Raw genomic sequence first — 16,742 nt, forward strand, 5'->3', positions numbered from 1 at the left:
ACAAGGCGGTTGGCGGTAGCCGAAGGTGTTGGTCGGGCTGCTTACGACGGGTCGAGGCCGTGGCTGCGCAGCCAGGACAGTGGGTCTATCGCCGAGCCGCCGCCCGGTCGCACCTCGAAGTGCAGGTGCGGGCCGGTCGAGTTGCCGGAGTTGCCGGAGTATGCGATCGGGTCGCCGGCCTTCACCGTCGTACCGGAGGCGACGCGGTAGCTGGAGAGGTGGCAGTACCAGGTCTCCGTGCCGTCCATGGCGGTCACGATCATCATGTTGCCGTAGGCGCTGTTCCACTGCGTGCGGACCGTGCCGTCGGTCGCGGCCATCACCGTCGTGCCGTACGAGACGGGGAAGTCGATGCCGCTGTGGATGGACATCCAGTTGATGCCGGACTGGCCGAAATAGGCACTGAGGCCGTGCTGTGCGACCGGAACCGCGAACTTCGGGCGCAGCCGCTCCTTGCGGGCCGCCTCCTCGGCGGCCTTCTTCTTCTCGGCCGCCTGCTGGGCCTTGAGGTCGATGCGCTCCTGCGTACGGCTGGCCCGGTCGGCGAAGTCGTCAGCGCCGGCGGAGAGGCTCTCGAGCTGGGTGTCCAGCTTGTTGTTCGCCGTGGACGGCTTCACGGCCTCGGCGTCCGAGGCCAGCGTGGAGGATGCTTCCTTGTCGTCGGTGAGGCTGCCGACGGAGGCGGCGGCGATTCCCGCGACACCCATCACGCACGCCGAGGGCACAGCGACCGTCAGCAGCGCGGAGCGCTTGGGGGGCGTGCGGCGGCGGGAGCGAGCCCCGCTGCGGGAGGCGGCGCGCGGGGAGGGGGCCGGAGCGGTCTCCTCCTGGTCGTCCAGGAGGGGCGTCACGGCGGGGAGTTCGCCGGTGGCGGTCAACTCGGCGTCGCCCTCGGCGGAGGCGTCGTACGCCGTCGGGTCCAGATGTTCGAAGTGCGCGGTCGCCTGCTGATCGAAGGATTCTGCTGAGTGCTCGTACTCGTCGATCGCCTGCGAGCTGGTGTCGATGCCGCCGTCGGAGTTCCACTGCGTGGCGTCGTACGCGCCCGTGTCGTAGGCCTGGGTGCCCCATTCCCAGTGCTGGGTCTGGTCGGCCGGGGCGCCGGACTGGTCGGGCTGGAGCCAGGCGTTCGCGTCCCACTGCCCCGAGGCGTCGTGGCCGTTGGCCTGCTGGGGGACGAAGGCGAGCCGCTCGTGTTCGGTCGTCCAGGCGGTGGTGTCGTACGCGCCGGTGTCGTAGGCGGCGTGGTGCTGGGCCGCGTAGGCGTCGTAGTTCACGGTGTGGTGGCTGCCCGTGGCCCACTGCGTGGTGTCGTACGCGCCCGTGCTCTCGCCGGGAAGGCTGCCGAACAGGGGGTCCGCGTCGAAGGTCGTGGTGGCGTGTCCGGTGGCGCCGAATCCGGTGGCGTCGTAGGTGCCGTACGTGGTGGAGTCACCGTAATGGGCTTCCTGGGCGCCGTACGACGCGTAGTGCGCCGAGGCGGCATCGGAAGCCGAAGTCGGGGAGGTCATGGTCCCCGACGGGTGACGATCGTTCACCAACTTCTCTCTCGCCTCGACAACAGGGGCTGCCAGAGCAGTGCGGCGACTGTACCCGGCGGTATGCGGGCACGACAATCTTCGGCAGGTTTCGCGCGCGCAGGAAACGGGCATTCGGCCGTGTTTTGGCGGACTGCGGGCGGGAGTTTGGCCTTGTGTTCGAAGATTGTTCGACGTTTGGTCAGCTGTCCTGAAGTCGTGTGGCGAGTGCGATCAGGTCGTCGGGTGGCTGTCGGGCGGGGGCGGCGGGATGGTGCGGGATGGTTACGCCACTGTCAGGCCGCCGGTCTGGGCGGTGGCCTCGGCTCCGGTTCGTGCGGTGTCGAGGGCCTGCCGGATCCCGATCGCCACGGCGGGGTGCACGGGCAGGGCGAGGTGTCCGATGCCGGTGACGCGGACGTTCTGCGCCATCAGGTCCGGATGGTCGATACAGGCCGTCTCCAGCGGGTCCATCAAGTGATCGAGGTCGCTCCAGAAACTCACGAAGTGGGTACGGCAGCCGGGCGCGGGCCGGGCCAGCTCATCGAGGACCGGTGAGCCGGGGCGCATCTGACGCACGATCGGGTGCGCGTTCGCCAGCGGAACGACACGGGTGCCGGAGTGCGGCGTGCCGAGTGTGACGAGGGTGCGGACCCTGAGGTCGCCGCCGAGGCACTGCACGTAGTAGCGCGCTATCAGCCCGCCGAGGCTGTGCCCGACGACGTCCACCTGCCTGCTGCCGGTGCGCTCGCAGATCTGCTCTATGTGCCGGCCGAGCAGCTCGGCGGCGGTGCGGATGTCGCAGGTCAGCGGGGAGTAGTTGAGCGACTCGACCTGGTGCCTGCCGTGCTGGGCCAGGCTGCGGCGCAGCAGGACGAAGACGGAGCGGTTGTCGATGAAGCCGTGCAGCAGGACGACGGGGGGATTGGTCTCCGTCGGCAGCTGGGCGGTGTCCTGCGCGGGGAGCTGCGGCGTGGGGCGGCGCTCCTGTGCGATGCCGGACGGGTACAGCAGCACGTGTCCGGCGAGGATCGCGAGCTCGAGGGCGGTCGCCTTCAGCAGGGCCAGGGAGAGGCCGGCGAGTCTGCTCGGGAGCAGGCGTCGGCAGAGCGGGAGAAAGGGGAGTACTGCCCCGGTGACCTTCATGGCCGACCTCCTTGCGGCACGCGGGAGGACGGCTCCGGCCCCCGTGTGCCCTCATGGGGAGTCGCGGTGGAGGTGGCCGGCGAGGCATGAGGAAGGCGCGTGGGGTGAGCGAGGCGCGAGAAGTGGGTCGGTCGGGTCGGCCATGGTGCACCGATGACCTGACGGGGCTCCCTGCCGGTGTGGCGACGAGGCTCCCCGCTGTCGTGCCTTACCTGCCCTACGTGCCCTTCGTGCCAGCGTCGATGCGCCGCACCGCCACGTCGCGCGGCCTGCGGCGCGGTGGTGCGGCGACCTCGTTGCGGCTCCCGTTGCGCTTGGTCCCGCTGCGACGCGTGTACCGCAGACCGCTGCGGCGCGTGTGCCGCAGAGATATGGAACGGTGCGCGGCGAACGTGTCCCACCGTGTGATTTCCCCCTCGCTCTGCTCCGCGAAACTGCCGGTTGCGGGATGCTGGAGATAACGTTCGTTTACTTGCTCGGGCAGTGTGGCCCGGGACGTCCGTGCCGCGAGGGTGCGTCCGGCGCTGTGAGCGGCGGAAAAGTGCGATACGCGCACCATGTATGACATGTGCGGCGAGTGCGGCATAACTCATACATGAGCGGTGCTTGTCGGTACGGATGGATGTAGTCGCTTCATGGAGGCAGTGATGGGTGTGGCAGCCGGTCCGATCCGCGTGGTGGTGGCCAAGCCTGGGCTCGACGGCCATGATCGAGGGGCCAAGGTGATCGCGCGGGCGCTGCGCGACGCCGGTATGGAGGTCATCTACACCGGGCTCCACCAGACTCCCGAGCAGATCGTCGACACCGCGATCCAGGAGGACGCCGACGCGATCGGTCTGTCCATCCTCTCCGGCGCCCACAACACCCTGTTCGCCGCCGTGATCGAACTCCTCAAGGAGCGCGATGCGGACGACATCCTGATCTTCGGCGGCGGGATCATCCCCGAGGCGGACATCGCCCCGCTGAAGGAGAAGGGTGTCGCGGAGATCTTCACGCCGGGGGCGACGACTCAGGCGATCGTGGACTGGGTGCGGGCGAACGTAAGGCAGCCGGCTGGAGCGTAGGGCGCTGCTCTGCGCGGGTTCGCCGGGTTGGCCGTTGGCTGGGGGCTCCGCCCCCAGACCACCCGTCGGCCTGAACGGCCTCGTCCTCAAGCGCCGGACGGGCTGGATCCGGACGGGCCGGACGGCATCAGCTCCTCGATCATGGCCGCCCGCAACCGCAACGTCGTGACCAGCCGCTGGAACGCCTCCGCCCAGTAACTTCCCGCCCCCGGTGACGCGTCCTCCGGCTCGTCCGGCACCGCCAGCAGGCCGTCGAGGCGGCCCGCCTCGGTCGGGTCGAGGCAGCGCTCGGCCAGGCCCATCACTCCGCTGAAGCTCCATGGATAACTCCCCGCGTCCCGCGCGATGTTGAGCGCGTCGACCACCGCCCGCCCGAGCGGCTCGGCCCAGGGCACGGCGCAGACTCCCAGCAGCTGAAACGCCTCGGACAGGCCGTGCGTCGCAATGAACCCGCCGACCCATTCGGCCCGTTCGGCGGAACCCAGCGTGCCGAGCAGCTTCGCGCGCTCTGCGAGGGACACCGCACCCGGACCGCCGGCTTCGGGGGCCGAGGGCGACCCGAGGAGTGCCCTTGCCCACTCGCCGTCCCGCTGGCGCACCGCCGCCCGGCACCACGCCGCGTGCAGCTCGCCCTGCCAGTCGTCCGCCACCGGCAACGCCACGATCTCCCGAGGCGTACGTCCGCCGAGCCGCCCAGGCCACGTGCCGAGCGGCGTCGCCTCCACCAACTGGCCGAACCACCACGACCGTTCACCCCGGCCCGCCGGAGCCTTGGCCACGACACCGTCGCGTTCCATACCCGCGTCGCACTCGTGCGGCGCCTCCACGGTGATCGTCGGGGTCTCGCCGGTGTGATCGAGGGCCACACACGTCCCGGCCCGAACCGCCATCCGCGCCGCGAGTGCCGAACCCGGCAGCGCCGACAGCAACTCCGCCGCCGTCGCCCTGACATTGCGGCTCCGGTCGGCCAGCGCCTGCTCCAGGAACGGCTCGTCCTGCGGGCCCAGACCACTGCGCAGCGAGTCCAGGAACATCAGCCGGTCCTCGGCTCGCTCCGTCGCCCACGTCGTGGCCAGCAGCTCGCGGGCGGCAGCGGGCTCACCCGACCGTATCGCGGAGAGCAGGGCCACCCGTTCGGCGAACAGTCCTTCCTGCCAGAGCTGCTGGACTTCGGCGGGGTTGTCCAGGTGCGGGAGCGCCGCGCCGCCGCCCGGGGTCGCGCGCAGGGCGAACCGCCAGTCCGGGTTAAGCCGGGCGAGCCACACCGCCCGCGGGCCGGCGAACGTCAGCGCCGCCGGGCGCAGGTCCGTCCGGCCCCGCGCCGCGTCCAGCAGCGCGGGCAGCAACTGCGGGGGCGGCGCGAAACCGCGGTCGTTCGCCGTCGCGAGCCACTGGGGCAGCAGCTCCATGAGGTCCGGCGCCGTGCCTCTGCGGCCGCCGCCGACGCCGGGACGGTCGGTCAGCAGCATCCCCAGCCTGCGGGCGGCCGCCGAGGGCAGTGCGGGGCGAGGGTCCTCGGGAGCCGGCCGCGGCCGCTGCGCTGCCAGGGTCGGCCGCATCCCCGCACGCCGTCGTACGGTCTCCACGGCCGCCGTGTCGAGCAGTGCCAGCGGTGCTTCCTGGCCCGGTGCGCAGCCGGGAGGCGTACGCCGGTCCGTGCCGAGGAGCGCCGCGGTGACCAGTTCCTCCCAGGCGCTCGGCGGCGAGTCCACGGGAACCGAGGGGCTGTTCATCAGGGTCGTACCTCTCTGCCTTCGTGCTGAGTGCCGTGGAGTGATGACAGGGGCCTTGGGGCCGGGAGCCCTTGGGGCAGGGGGGTGGGGCGGATCCGGTGCCGCTCAGCACAGCTGCACCGCCTCTCCCTGCCCCTCCGACCAAGCCGTCAGCGGGGTGAAGCCGCGGTGGCCGCACTCGCCGAACACCTTGACCGGCGCGCCGCCCGACAGCGCGACCAGGCGCCAAAAGCCCGGACGGGCACGGGCGGCCGGCGTCAGTGGCAGGGCCGAGTCCGTGTCGGCATCGGCCAGTTGCCACGCATCGCCGTCCGGGGTCGGTACGACCCGGTCCAAGGTCACCGGGACGGCGTCCAGCCACGGGTCGTCACGGAGCGCCTCGCCGTAACGGGCGGTCGCCTCGGTCGTCGTCACACCCGGCGGCCGTAGCGTCGCGGGAGCGGGCGGTGCGAACTGCTCGCCCAGGGCCGCCCGCAGCTGCCCGGCACCCGGGTACGCCGACACCTCCGCCTCCAGGGCCAGCCCCACCGGCAGCGCCAGCTCCGGGGCGCGGCCGGCGGCGCCATAGGAGAGGAGCAGTGCGGTGCGGCCCGACTCGGAGCCGTGCAGCCATATCCGGCGCGTCGTCAGCTTCGTGTCCGCCGTGTCGTACTGGGCGAGGACCAGCCAGCGGTCACGGATGGGCGGGCCGTCCGCCGAGGCGGGCAGGCCGATGCGGGAGCGGACCGTGTCCCCCAGGGCGCCGGGCAGTCGCTCTCGGCGCAGCCAGCCCTGATCGAGGAGGTGGAGCAGCGCGCAGTCCTCCAGCAGACGCACCGGCCAGCCGGGGCCTGACGCCGGGATCGCACCCAGTTCCCTTACCCGCGCGGCCAGTCCGGGAGCCTGCGCGTCGACCATGCGGGCAGCTGTCTCCTCCCACATCCCGTACCCCGCCTGTTCCGCGCCGGCCAGGCCGCCGCGCAGCAGGTCCGCCAGGCGCTGCTCCAGCTCCGTGGCCCCCGCCGTGACGCGCATGGCCCGGCGCTCCGCGCGACGCCGCGCCGCCTCCGGATCAGCCGACGCCGTCGAGGAACCGGAGGCGCCCGCCGTCCGCTTCTCGTCCGCGCGCTGCCTTCTCCCCTTTATCCATTCCTCCGCCCAGTCCGGCGGCCGTTGCGCCGGCGGCACCGCGCCTGCTCCGCCCGCCCAGAGCAGCAGCAGCCCGAGCGCGTGCTTGCACGGGAACTTCCGGCTCGGACAACTGCACTTGTACGCGGGCCCGGATGCGTCCGCGATGTCGATGACCGTCTGATACGGCTTGCTGCCACTGCCCTTGCACAGCCCCCACACCGTCCCCTCGTCGGAACTCCCCGCCTCGGACCACGGCCCTGCCGCGCCGAGTTTGCTTCCCGCTTTGCGTGATGCGGCGTCAGGTGCCAGTGCCAGCACCTGGTCCGCGGTCCAGCGCACCCCCTGCTGAGTCATGCCATCGAAGGTAGATCCCACCACTGACAATCGGCCGGGGCGGACGATCCGCGAGTGCCGCTGCGGGCGCGTTTGTGCAGGTCGGAACGCGTTGTCAGTGGCGTGGTGCAACGTGGATGCCAGATCCGAAACGGCTGAACCGGCCGAGCTGGAGGGGGACTTTGCCATGTCTGTTTCCGTAGAACCGAAATCCGTGGAGGCGGCGGAGACGGAAGCGGCCGAGGTGTTGCGACCGCACGCCGAGAACGCCTTCGCCCATGAACTCGCCGCGCTGGCCGAGCAGGACGATCGCCCGCGCCCGACCCGCTGGAAACTGTCGCCGTGGGCGGTTGCCACCTATCTGCTCGGCGGCACGCTGCCGGACGGCACGGTGATCACGCCGAAGTACGTGGGTCCGCGCCGCATCGTCGAGGTCGCCGTCACCACGCTCGCCACGGACCGCGCCCTGCTCCTGCTCGGCGTGCCCGGCACCGCGAAGACGTGGGTTTCCGAGCACCTCGCCGCGGCTGTCAGCGGCGACTCGACGCTGCTGGTGCAGGGCACGGCGGGCACGCCGGAGGAGGCGATCCGCTACGGCTGGAACTACGCGCAGCTGCTCGCCCACGGACCGAGCCGTGACGCCCTCGTGCCCAGCCCCGTCATGCGGGCGATGGCGGAGGGTATGACCGCGCGCGTCGAGGAGCTGACCCGTATTCCGGCGGACGTGCAGGACACACTGATCACGATCCTGTCGGAGAAGACACTGCCGATACCGGAGTTGGGGCAGGAGGTGCAGGCGGTCCGCGGATTCAACCTGATCGCCACGGCCAACGACCGCGACCGCGGGGTCAACGACCTGTCCAGCGCTCTGCGCCGCCGCTTCAACACGGTCGTGCTGCCGCTGCCGGAGAGCGTCGAGGCCGAGGTGGACATCGTCTCCCGCCGCGTCGACCAGATCGGCCGCTCGCTCGACCTGCCGGCCGCGCCCGACGGCATCGACGAGATCCGCCGTGTCGTGACCGTTTTCCGCGAGCTGCGCGACGGGGTGACCGCCGACGGCCGCACGAAGCTGAAGTCGCCGAGCGGCACGCTGTCCACGGCCGAGGCGATCTCCGTCGTCACCAACGGTCTCGCCCTGGCCGCCCACTTCGGTGACGGAGTGCTGCGCTCCGGCGATGTCGCCGCGGGCATCCTCGGCGCCGTGGTCCGCGACCCGGCGGCCGACCGGGTGGTCTGGCAGGAGTACCTGGAGGCGGTCGTGCGAGAGCGGGACGGCTGGACGGACTTCTACCGGGCGTGCCGGGAGGTGAGCGTGTGAACGAGGACGACCTTGGGTGGGGTCGACCGAGCGGCGGGTCGAAGTCCGGCGGGTCCGTGGCGGCGGATTAGGGGGACGGGGATGGTCGGGGTGGCGCCAGGCGGTGGTCCGACGGGTGGGGCGGGGAGGGTGCGGTCGTCGGCGTCGTCCGGCGGCTGTGCAGGAGACGGGGATGGTGCTGTGAGAGATGACGGGATGCGTCGGGAGCTGAGCGCGGACGGGCGGTCGGCGGGCGCGGCGGTGCGGGCGGCGGTGTCGGACAGTTGGGGACCGAGGGGGACGGTGTGACTGGCGTGGACAGGTCCGGTGGCGAGGGGCGGGCTGTCGGGCCGCTGCTGCTCGGCGTGCGGCACCACGGGCCCGGGTCGGCGCGGACGGTGCGGGCGGCGTTGGACGCGGCGCAGCCTCGGGTCGTGCTGATCGAGGGGCCGCCGGAGGCCGATGCCCTGATCGCGCTCGCCGGTGACGAGGACATGCGACCGCCGGTCGCCCTCCTCGCCCACGCCGTGGACGAGCCCGGCCGCTCGGCCTTCTGGCCGATGGCCGAGTTCTCCCCGGAGTGGGTCGCGATCCGCTGGGCCTTGGAGCACGAGGTGCCGGCCCGCTTCATCGATTTGCCGGCTGCGCACACGTTGGCGTGGGGGAGAGATGAGGAGTCGGCACGTCTCGATGAGGACGGGGGGCCGACGCACGCCGGCAAGGACGGTGGGCCGGTGTCGGCCGACGAGGACGCGGGGCCGGCGCCGGCCGGCAACGGGGCCGATGAGCCCGACGAGGAGCAGGCCGACGGGAGCGGCGCCGCTCCGGCCGTCGACCCTGCCTCCCGCGCCGACGGACCTGGCCCTGGCTCCGGCCCCGGTGCCGATGTCCGGGTCGACCCCCTCGCCGTGCTGGCCGATGCCGCTGGTTACGACGATCCCGAGCGCTGGTGGGAGGACGTCGTCGAGCACCGGGGGGTGGGAGACGGGGATGCGTTCGCGCCGTTTCTCGGGCTCGAGGAGGCCATGGGGGCGTTGCGCGAGGCGTACGGGAGCGGGGGCCATGAGCGGGATCTCGTGCGGGAGGCGTATATGCGGCTCCAAGTGCGCGCCGCGCAGCGGGAGTTCGGGGACGATGTCGCCGTGGTGTGCGGGGCGTGGCACGTGCCCGCGTTGCGGCGGAAGAGCACCGTGGCCGCCGACAAGGCGCTGCTGAAGGGGCTGCCCAAGGTCAAGGCCGATATGACCTGGGTGCCGTGGACGAACCGGCGGTTGGCCAGGGCCAGTGGGTACGGGGCGGGGATCGACTCGCCGGGGTGGTACGGGCACCTTTTCGGCGCGCCGGACCGGCCGGTCGAGCGGTGGATGACCAAGGTGGCCGGGCTGCTGCGGGACGAGGACCAAATCGTGTCCTCGGCGCACGTCATCGAGGCCGTGCGGCTGGCGGAGACGCTGGCGGCGATGCGCGGACGCCCGTTGCCGGGGCTGGGCGAGATGACCGACGCGGTGCGGGCCGTGATGTGCGAGGGCTCGGACGTGCCGCTCGCGTTGGTGCGTGATCGGCTGATCGTGGGGGATGTGCTGGGGGAGGTGCCGCGGTCGGCGCCGACGGTGCCGTTGCAGCGGGACCTCGACCGGATCCAGCGGCGACTGCGGCTCAAACCGGAGGCGTTGGAGCGGGAGTTGGAGCTCGACCTGCGCAAGGAGAACGACGCCGAGCGCAGCAGGCTGCTCCACCGGCTGCGGCTGCTCGGCGTGGAGTGGGGTGAGCCGGTCGCGTCGCGGGGGAGCACGGGGACATTCCGGGAGACGTGGCGGCTGCGATGGGAGCCCGAGCTGTCCGTGCGGATCGCCGAGGCCGGGGTGTGGGGGACCACGGTGTTCGCCGCGGCCACGGCCAAGGCGGAGGCGGACGCAGTCGCCGCGCAGGGGCTCGCCGACGTCACCGCACTCGCCGAGCGCTGCCTGCTGGCCGAACTGCCGGACGCGCTGCCTGTGGTGATGCGGATCCTGGCCGACCGGGCGGCTCTCGACGCCGACGTGGGCCATCTCGCCCAGGCGTTGCCGGCGCTGGTGCGGTCGTTGCGGTACGGCGATGTGCGGGGCACGGACACCAGGGCGCTCGCAGAGGTCGCCGCGGGGCTCGCCGAGCGCATTTTCGTCGGCCTGCCCCCGGCGTGTGCCGCGCTGGACGCGGATGCCGCCGAGGAGATGCGGCGCCATGTTGACGCGGTGCATGGAGCGGTGGGGTTGCTGGGCGATGCGGTGGCGTCGGCGCGGGGCGAGGGCGTCGCGGAGGGGCCCGGCACTGCTCCGGGCGACTCGGGCGCGCTCGGACACGGCGATCTGCGCAACCGTTGGCACGGCGTGCTTCGGGTGCTGTCGGTGCGGGACACCGTGCCCGGCGTCATCAGGGGGCGTGCCGTGCGGCTGCTCCTGGATGACGGGGAGTTGGCACAGGAGGAAGCGGCGCGGCTGATGGGCCTCGCGTTGTCGCCGGGGACACCGCCGGGGGACGCGGCTGCGTGGATCGAGGGGTTCGTGGGCGGTGGGTCCGGCGGCGGGATGTTGCTGGTCCACGACGAGCGGCTGCTCGGGCTGGTCGATACGTGGCTGACGGGGGTGTCGGCGGAGGCGTTCACGGACGTACTGCCGCTGCTGAGGCGGACGTTCTCGGCGTATGAGGCCGGCGTGCGGCGGACCTTGGGTGAGCTGGTCCGGCGAGGGCCGGGGGAGCGGGGCAGCAGGGAGGCCGGCGGCTCCGGCATACCCGGCTTCGGCGCCGAGCTCGATGTCGAGCGAGCGGATGCCGTGGTGCCGGTGGTGCGGTTGCTGCTGGGACTGGACCGGGCGGAAGAGGACGCCGAGGGCAACGTCGGAGCGAACAAGCTGGTGGGGGCCACGGGATGACGACTGGCGGAGTGACGGAACCGAGGGAGCGTGCCGGAGCGGTGGGCGCTGTCGGGCCATCGCACGGGTTCGCGGCGCAGGGGCGGCGAACGACCACGACCGTGCCGGTGATGCCGCTGTGGGAGCGGCCTCGTGAGGGAGCGTGCCGATGATGACCGAGGCGATGGATCCGGCCGGCGAGCGGCTGCGGCGGTGGCGGATGGTGCTGGGCGGGGACAACGCCGACGGCACCGGGTGCGCGCTCTCCGGTAAGGACGCCGCGATGGACGGGGCGCTCACCGCTCTCTACGGCAAGGGGGACAAGTCGTCGGCGGGGAGGGACCGTTCGGCGGGGCTGGGGGCGTCGGCGCCGTCCGTGGCGCGGTGGCTCGGGGACATCCGGACGTACTTCCCGTCCTCCGTCGTGCAGGTCATGCAGCGGGACGCCATCGACCGGCTCGGGCTGTCCACGCTGCTGCTGGAGCCGGAGATGCTGGAGGCGGTGGAGGCGGACGTGCACCTCGTGGGCACGCTGCTCTCGCTCAACAGGGCGATGCCGGAGACCACGAAGGAGACGGCACGGGCCGTCGTGCGCAAGGTCGTCGAGGACCTGGAGAAGCGGCTCGCCACCCGCACGCGGGCCACCCTCACCGGCGCTCTGGACCGCAGTGCCCGTATCAACCGGCCGCGCCACCACGACATCGACTGGAACCGCACGATCGCGGCCAACCTCAAGCACTACCTCCCGGAGTACCGGACGATCGTGCCGGAGCGGCTCATCGGGTACGGGCGGGCGTCGCAGTCCGTGAAGAAGGAGGTCGTTCTCTGCATCGACCAGTCGGGGTCGATGGCGGCGTCGGTGGTGTACGCGTCAGTGTTCGGGGCCGTGCTGGCGTCCATGCGGTCCATCAACACGCGGCTCGTCGTCTTCGACACCTCCGTCGTCGACCTCACCGACCAGCTCGACGACCCCGTTGACGTCCTGTTCGGAACGCAGCTCGGCGGCGGCACGGACATCAATCGGGCGCTCGCGTACTGCCAGTCGCAGATCACCCGGCCCGCGGAGACGGTGGTCGTGCTGATCAGCGACCTCTACGAGGGCGGTATCCGGGACGAGATGCTCAAGCGGGTCGCCGCGATGAAGGCTTCGGGGGTGCAGTTCGTGGCGCTGCTGGCGCTGTCGGACGAGGGGGCGCCGGCCTACGACCGGGAACACGCGGCGGCGCTCGCCGCGCTGGGCGCACCGGCCTTCGCCTGCACGCCCGACCTGTTCCCGGAGGTGATGGCGGCGGCCATCGAGAAGCGACCGATACCGGTGCCGGACATGGTGTGAGGGGGACGGGAAGAGAGGGCGAGGGGAGAGGCTGAGAGAAGGGGCGCGAGGACTGCACGAGGAGGGGGCCGAGGAGGGGGCTGAGAAGGTCGAATCGCCCGGAATGGCTGGCGATTTGTCGACCTGGTGACGTCTGACTTGAGCCAGCAAAAGGGACATGAGGTGCATCGGTAGCGGAGGGCTTGCGCAACATCGGGAGGACCGTGCGAGTATCGGACGCCTGTTCAGCGGTGCGCCGCGCTCCGCTCGTCCGTACCGCGTCGCATCGACTCGCTGCTCATCACGCGTACTTCGTTCCGCCGCACGGGAGGACTCCCCGTCTTGACTTGGCCGGCCACGTTGCCCGGTGCCGCTCTGCGTGTCCTGCGCACTGCGGCCGGGTGGCGTGCGCTGCAGCTGGTTCTGCTGGTGGGCGGCGTGCTCGCGATCGGGCTCCTCTGCGGAGAGCGGGCGTATGCGGCCGACGGGGTTCCGGCGGGGACGGCCGCCACCTCGTCGTCCTCGGGCTCGGCACCCTCCGCCGTCGTCGGGGCCACAGCTTCGGCGCTGGAGGGTGAGGGAATCGGGACGTCGGCAGGGGGCGCGGTCGAGCGGTTGGTGAGCGGCCTGGCGGACGCGGGAGCGCGTGCTGCGGCCGGCCCGGCATCGTCGACGGCTCCGGCAAGTCCGCAGCCCTCGGTGAGTCCGCGGCCTCCGGCAACTTCGCCGTTCTCCCCAGCTGCGCGGCCCCCGGCTGTCAGCGATCCGGCGCCCCATGCTCCGGCTGCCGGAGCCTCCGCTCCTGGTGTCCCGGCGCCCCATGCTCCGACTCCCTCCGCACCGGCTCCCGATGACCTGGCCCCGGGCGCCCGGGCTCCCGGCGCCCTGCCGCCCTCCGGCCACGCCCCCCGCGGACAGGGGGGTGACGGCAACGCCACCCCCGCGATCCCGCACCCCGCCGAGGACCAGGCCCTCCGCCCAGTGACCGAGCGTGTCATCCAGGGCGTGGGTCATCGCGCCGTCGCGCCGGTCGGGGACGTGGTCGAGTCGGTGACCGGCGCGTTGGCCGAGGTGCAGGCGCAGGTGCCGCCGCTGGCAGCGCTCCCGGCGTTCCCGGCGCTGCCCGCGGCGCCCGAGTCGCCGGCGTGGCCGAGTTGGCCCAGCTGGCCGGGGCTGGAGTTCCCCGGATTCCCGGTCCCGGACCTTCCCGGCGCCGGCCTTCCCAGCCTCCCCGACGTCCCGGGCCTCCCCGGTCTCCCTGCCCAGCCCGGCCAGACATTGCCCGCGCCCGGAGCTGAGACGCCCCACCCGGTCGCCGACGTGCCCGAGGCCGTTGACGGACAGTGGGACGAGGGGCGTACCGGCAGGGAAGTGGGCGTCGAGTACGGCCCCCGGTTCGTCGCTGATGTCGCCGCGTCCCATGCCTCGACGTCCGGTGGTGCGCGCACGACCGCGCCTTCGCGTTACGCCCCCGTTCCTCAGGCGCCGGTCGATCACCCGGGTGGTGTGCCGGGGAACCGCTCGGTGGGGGACAACAACCCGTCACGGCACGGGGACGCGCACGTCGTCTCGTTGAACGGGCGGGCGCCGCTGCGGTTGGTGCCCGGCGCTGCCGCCCGCGTCGAGGCGGACGAGATCCAGGACAGGCACCGGGACATTCCGGTTTCCCCCGCTTAGGCCAGTAGGCCGGCCTTCCCCACCGTTGGCGGAAGCCGCCGGAGCCGGAGCCGTGCCCGGTACCGCTGGTCCTCAACTCCCCGGATCGGCGACCGGAGCCGGTGCCGCACTGTCCCCAAACCGTCCGAAGTCCCGGAGTTCCTCGACTCTCCGATCCTCCAGGGCCTTCGGAGCCCAAGATCTAGGGATCCGACGCACGTATGAACAAGAACATTCGCCGTTCGATCGTCATAGCCGCCGGTGTCACCGGCGCGTGGGCGCTCGGTTCGGCCGCCGCCAGCGCGGACGAGCTGCACGCCCCCACTCTCTCCGTACCGGACGCGACCACCGACGCGACTGAGGCCGCCGACAGCGCCGGCGCCCCCGGGCTGCTCGGCGCGGTCACCGACACCGTCGACGGCGTCGTCTCCGACGTGACGAACACCGCCACCGGCTTCACCAACGTCACCGACGGCGCCACCAGCGCGGTCACCGAGACCGCCAGGACCGCACCCGCGAACACGGGCGGCGCCGAGCAGGCGCGCCGCTACGTCGACGCCAACGTGTCGGTCCCGGCGGCCACCAAGGCCACCCGGGCCACCACCGCCACGAAGGCAAAGGCAAGGAGCGCCGCCGAGGTCATTCAGGGCGCCAAGGCCGCCCGCGCGGACAAGACGGCGGCCCAGGCTGCCGTGCAGGCCGAGGCCCACGTCTCCGCGGCTGCCGCCGCTGCCGTCACTGACCTCAGGAGCGCACCCCAGCACACCCCACAGCTCCCGGGCACGCCCGACGCCCCCGGCACCATCGACTACCTCTTCGGCCCCCTGGCTGCCTTCGCCCCCGAGCTGGAGCAGGCGCTCGCCGCCACCCAGACGAAGCTGAGGGGCACGCAGGAGGAGGCGCAGGGCGTCGAGGACGTCGTACGGACGAGGGCGCAGTACGCAGTGGCCGGTGCGGGCCGCACGGGGGCGGGCGCCCAGGCCGCCGCAGCCGAAGTCCAGGGCAGGGCCACGGGGACGACGGCGGCCGCACAGGCCACCGCCACCGGCAAGGCCACCGCCGCCAAGAGGGCCGCCGAGGCCTCCGTCGCCGGCGTTCCGAGCCACGTCACCGGCACGGTCGGCGGTGTCGAGCAGCGGGTCGTCGGCACGGTCAGCGCCGTCCCCGGCACGGTCACCCCGGTCGTCGCGCAGACCGCTGACGCGGTCGTCCCGCCGATCGCGACCCAGGCCGTGAACGGCGTACTGCCCGTCGCCGGCCAGGCGGTCGAGGGCGTCGTCCCGACCGCCGAGCACGCCGTCTCCGGTGTCGTCCCCACCGCCACCCACACCGTGGCCGGGGTGACGCCGGTCGCCACGAACGCGGTGGACAGCGTCCAGTCGGTGGCCGGCGGTGCGGTGACCGGCGTGCGGCCGGTCGTCGGGCAGGCGGTGGACGGCGTCGTCCCGGTCGCCCACGGCGCCGTGGCCGGTGTCGACCGGACCGCCGGGCACACCGTCGACGCCGCGACCGCGCTGGCGTACGGCGTCGTCGCCGACGTGCAGCCCGTGGCCGGGCAGGCCGTCGCGGGCGTCCAGCCGGTCGCCGCCGATGCCGTGCAGGGGGGCCGGCCGGTCGTCGGCGGGGTCGTCCAGGGCGTGCAGCCGACGGCCCATGGCGTGGTCGGCGACGTCCAGCACCTCGCCCATGGCACGGTCGGCGACGTCCGGCCCATCGCCTCCGGCGTCGGCGCCGACGTGCAGCCGGTCGTGCGGGGTGCCGTCACGGACGTACCCCCGTACGCCACCGGTCTCGTCGGCCAGGTCACCGCGGACGTCACCGGTGCGGTCCTGCCGCCCGTCGCCGACACCGCCGTGCAGGGTGTCGTGCCGATCGCCGGGCAGGCCGTCGCGGATGCGGGCGGGCTGGCGTACGGCGTGGTCGGCGACGTCCACCCCTTCGCGGGCGGTGTCGTCGGCGACGTCGACCCGCTCGTGCACGGAGTCGCCGGGCAGGCCGTGCCCCTCGCCGAGGGCGTCACCCAGGAGGTGCCGCCGTTCGCGTACGGCGTCACCGGTGCCGTGCAGCCCGTCGTCGACACGCTCGTGGACACCGTCCAGCCGGTCGTGCGGGGCGTCGGCGGCAGCGCCACGACGCTGGCGTACGGCGTGGTCGGCGACGTCCACCCCTTCGCGGGCGGTGTCGTCGGGGAGGTCGACCCCTTCGTGCACGGAGTCGCCGGGCAGGCAGCGCCCTTCGCCGAGGACCTGACCGGCACGGTCCGCGACTCGGCGGGCCCGCTGGCGGGCAACGCCGCCGCCGGTGTGCAGCAGGTCGGCCGGTCGGTCACACCGGATTACGCGCAGGACCTCCAGCGCGATCTCCGGAACGAGGTCCGGCACGACCTCCCCCAGAGCGGCGCGTACCGCATCTGACGCACCGCTCCCCAGCGACTCCGCGGGGCAGACGGCCCGGGCGGCCGAAAGCCGTCGGCCGTGCCGACCGGAACCCCGCGGACGGGCCTGGTGATCCCCATTGGGGTGGGGATCACCGGCCCGGAGCCCACAGGGGCGGGCCATTCGTGCCCCTACGGGCGGCTCCAGGGACCTCACCGGGTCAACCCCAACCCGGTGAGGTCCTTCCGTCTCGCGTTCCGCGTTCCTCACAGTCGGCACGCCGTGCCAGTGATCCCCGCTGATCACGGCAT

Annotated in this window: 10 protein-coding genes; 6 read left to right on the top strand and 4 right to left on the bottom strand. The window is 72.8% G+C overall.

Annotated features, from left to right (window positions below; all coding sequences use genetic code 11):
- Window positions 1-41: 41 nt before the first annotated feature.
- Together AB5J55_RS25900 and AB5J55_RS25905 are read right to left on the bottom strand one after the other, a co-directional pair.
- Complete coding sequence (locus AB5J55_RS25900; RefSeq protein WP_369272930.1) at window positions 42-1,511, bottom strand: M23 family metallopeptidase; 1,470 nt, start codon at window positions 1,509-1,511, stop codon at window positions 42-44.
- A 291-nt stretch (window positions 1,512-1,802) separates the two neighbouring features.
- On the bottom strand, window positions 1,803-2,663 hold the full coding sequence (locus AB5J55_RS25905; protein ID WP_369272931.1) for an esterase/lipase family protein: 861 nt from the start codon (window positions 2,661-2,663) through the stop codon (window positions 1,803-1,805).
- Window positions 2,664-3,310: 647 nt separating this feature from the next.
- Between AB5J55_RS25905 and AB5J55_RS25910 the strand changes: the two genes are divergently transcribed.
- On the top strand, window positions 3,311-3,727 hold the full coding sequence (locus AB5J55_RS25910) for a cobalamin B12-binding domain-containing protein (protein WP_369276292.1): 417 nt from the start codon (window positions 3,311-3,313) through the stop codon (window positions 3,725-3,727).
- A gap of 86 nt (window positions 3,728-3,813) precedes the next feature.
- Here AB5J55_RS25910 and AB5J55_RS25915 read toward each other — a convergent pair whose 3' ends face one another.
- Together AB5J55_RS25915 and AB5J55_RS25920 are read right to left on the bottom strand one after the other, a co-directional pair.
- The gene (locus AB5J55_RS25915) at window positions 3,814-5,460 is read right to left on the bottom strand and encodes a DUF5691 domain-containing protein (RefSeq protein ID WP_369272932.1); all 1,647 of its coding nucleotides are present in this window, start codon (window positions 5,458-5,460) and stop codon (window positions 3,814-3,816) included.
- A gap of 105 nt (window positions 5,461-5,565) precedes the next feature.
- Complete coding sequence (locus AB5J55_RS25920) at window positions 5,566-6,924, bottom strand: SWIM zinc finger family protein (protein WP_369272933.1); 1,359 nt, start codon at window positions 6,922-6,924, stop codon at window positions 5,566-5,568.
- 166 nt (window positions 6,925-7,090) lie between these two features.
- Between AB5J55_RS25920 and AB5J55_RS25925 the strand changes: the two genes are divergently transcribed.
- The 5 genes from AB5J55_RS25925 to AB5J55_RS25945 all read left to right on the top strand — a co-directional run bounded on the left by AB5J55_RS25925 (window position 7,091) and on the right by AB5J55_RS25945 (window position 16,470).
- Window positions 7,091-8,221: an AAA family ATPase gene (locus AB5J55_RS25925; protein ID WP_369272934.1), complete on the top strand. Its 1,131-nt coding sequence runs from the start codon at window positions 7,091-7,093 to the stop codon at window positions 8,219-8,221.
- Between the two features lie 293 nt (window positions 8,222-8,514).
- Window positions 8,515-11,109: a DUF5682 family protein gene (locus AB5J55_RS25930; RefSeq protein WP_369272935.1), complete on the top strand. Its 2,595-nt coding sequence runs from the start codon at window positions 8,515-8,517 to the stop codon at window positions 11,107-11,109.
- Window positions 11,110-11,260: 151 nt separating this feature from the next.
- The gene (locus AB5J55_RS25935; RefSeq protein ID WP_369276293.1) at window positions 11,261-12,421 is read left to right on the top strand and encodes a VWA domain-containing protein; all 1,161 of its coding nucleotides are present in this window, start codon (window positions 11,261-11,263) and stop codon (window positions 12,419-12,421) included.
- A 960-nt stretch (window positions 12,422-13,381) separates the two neighbouring features.
- Window positions 13,382-14,077, top strand: a complete 696-nt coding sequence (locus tag AB5J55_RS25940) for a hypothetical protein (RefSeq protein ID WP_369272936.1) — start codon at window positions 13,382-13,384, stop codon at window positions 14,075-14,077.
- A gap of 200 nt (window positions 14,078-14,277) precedes the next feature.
- Window positions 14,278-16,470, top strand: coding sequence for a hypothetical protein (locus tag AB5J55_RS25945; RefSeq protein ID WP_369272937.1), 2,193 nt, complete (start codon window positions 14,278-14,280; stop codon window positions 16,468-16,470).
- The last annotated feature ends 272 nt before the right edge of the window (window positions 16,471-16,742 follow it).

The organism is Streptomyces sp. R11, from assembly GCF_041051905.1.
GTDB lineage: Bacteria > Actinomycetota > Actinomycetes > Streptomycetales > Streptomycetaceae > Streptomyces.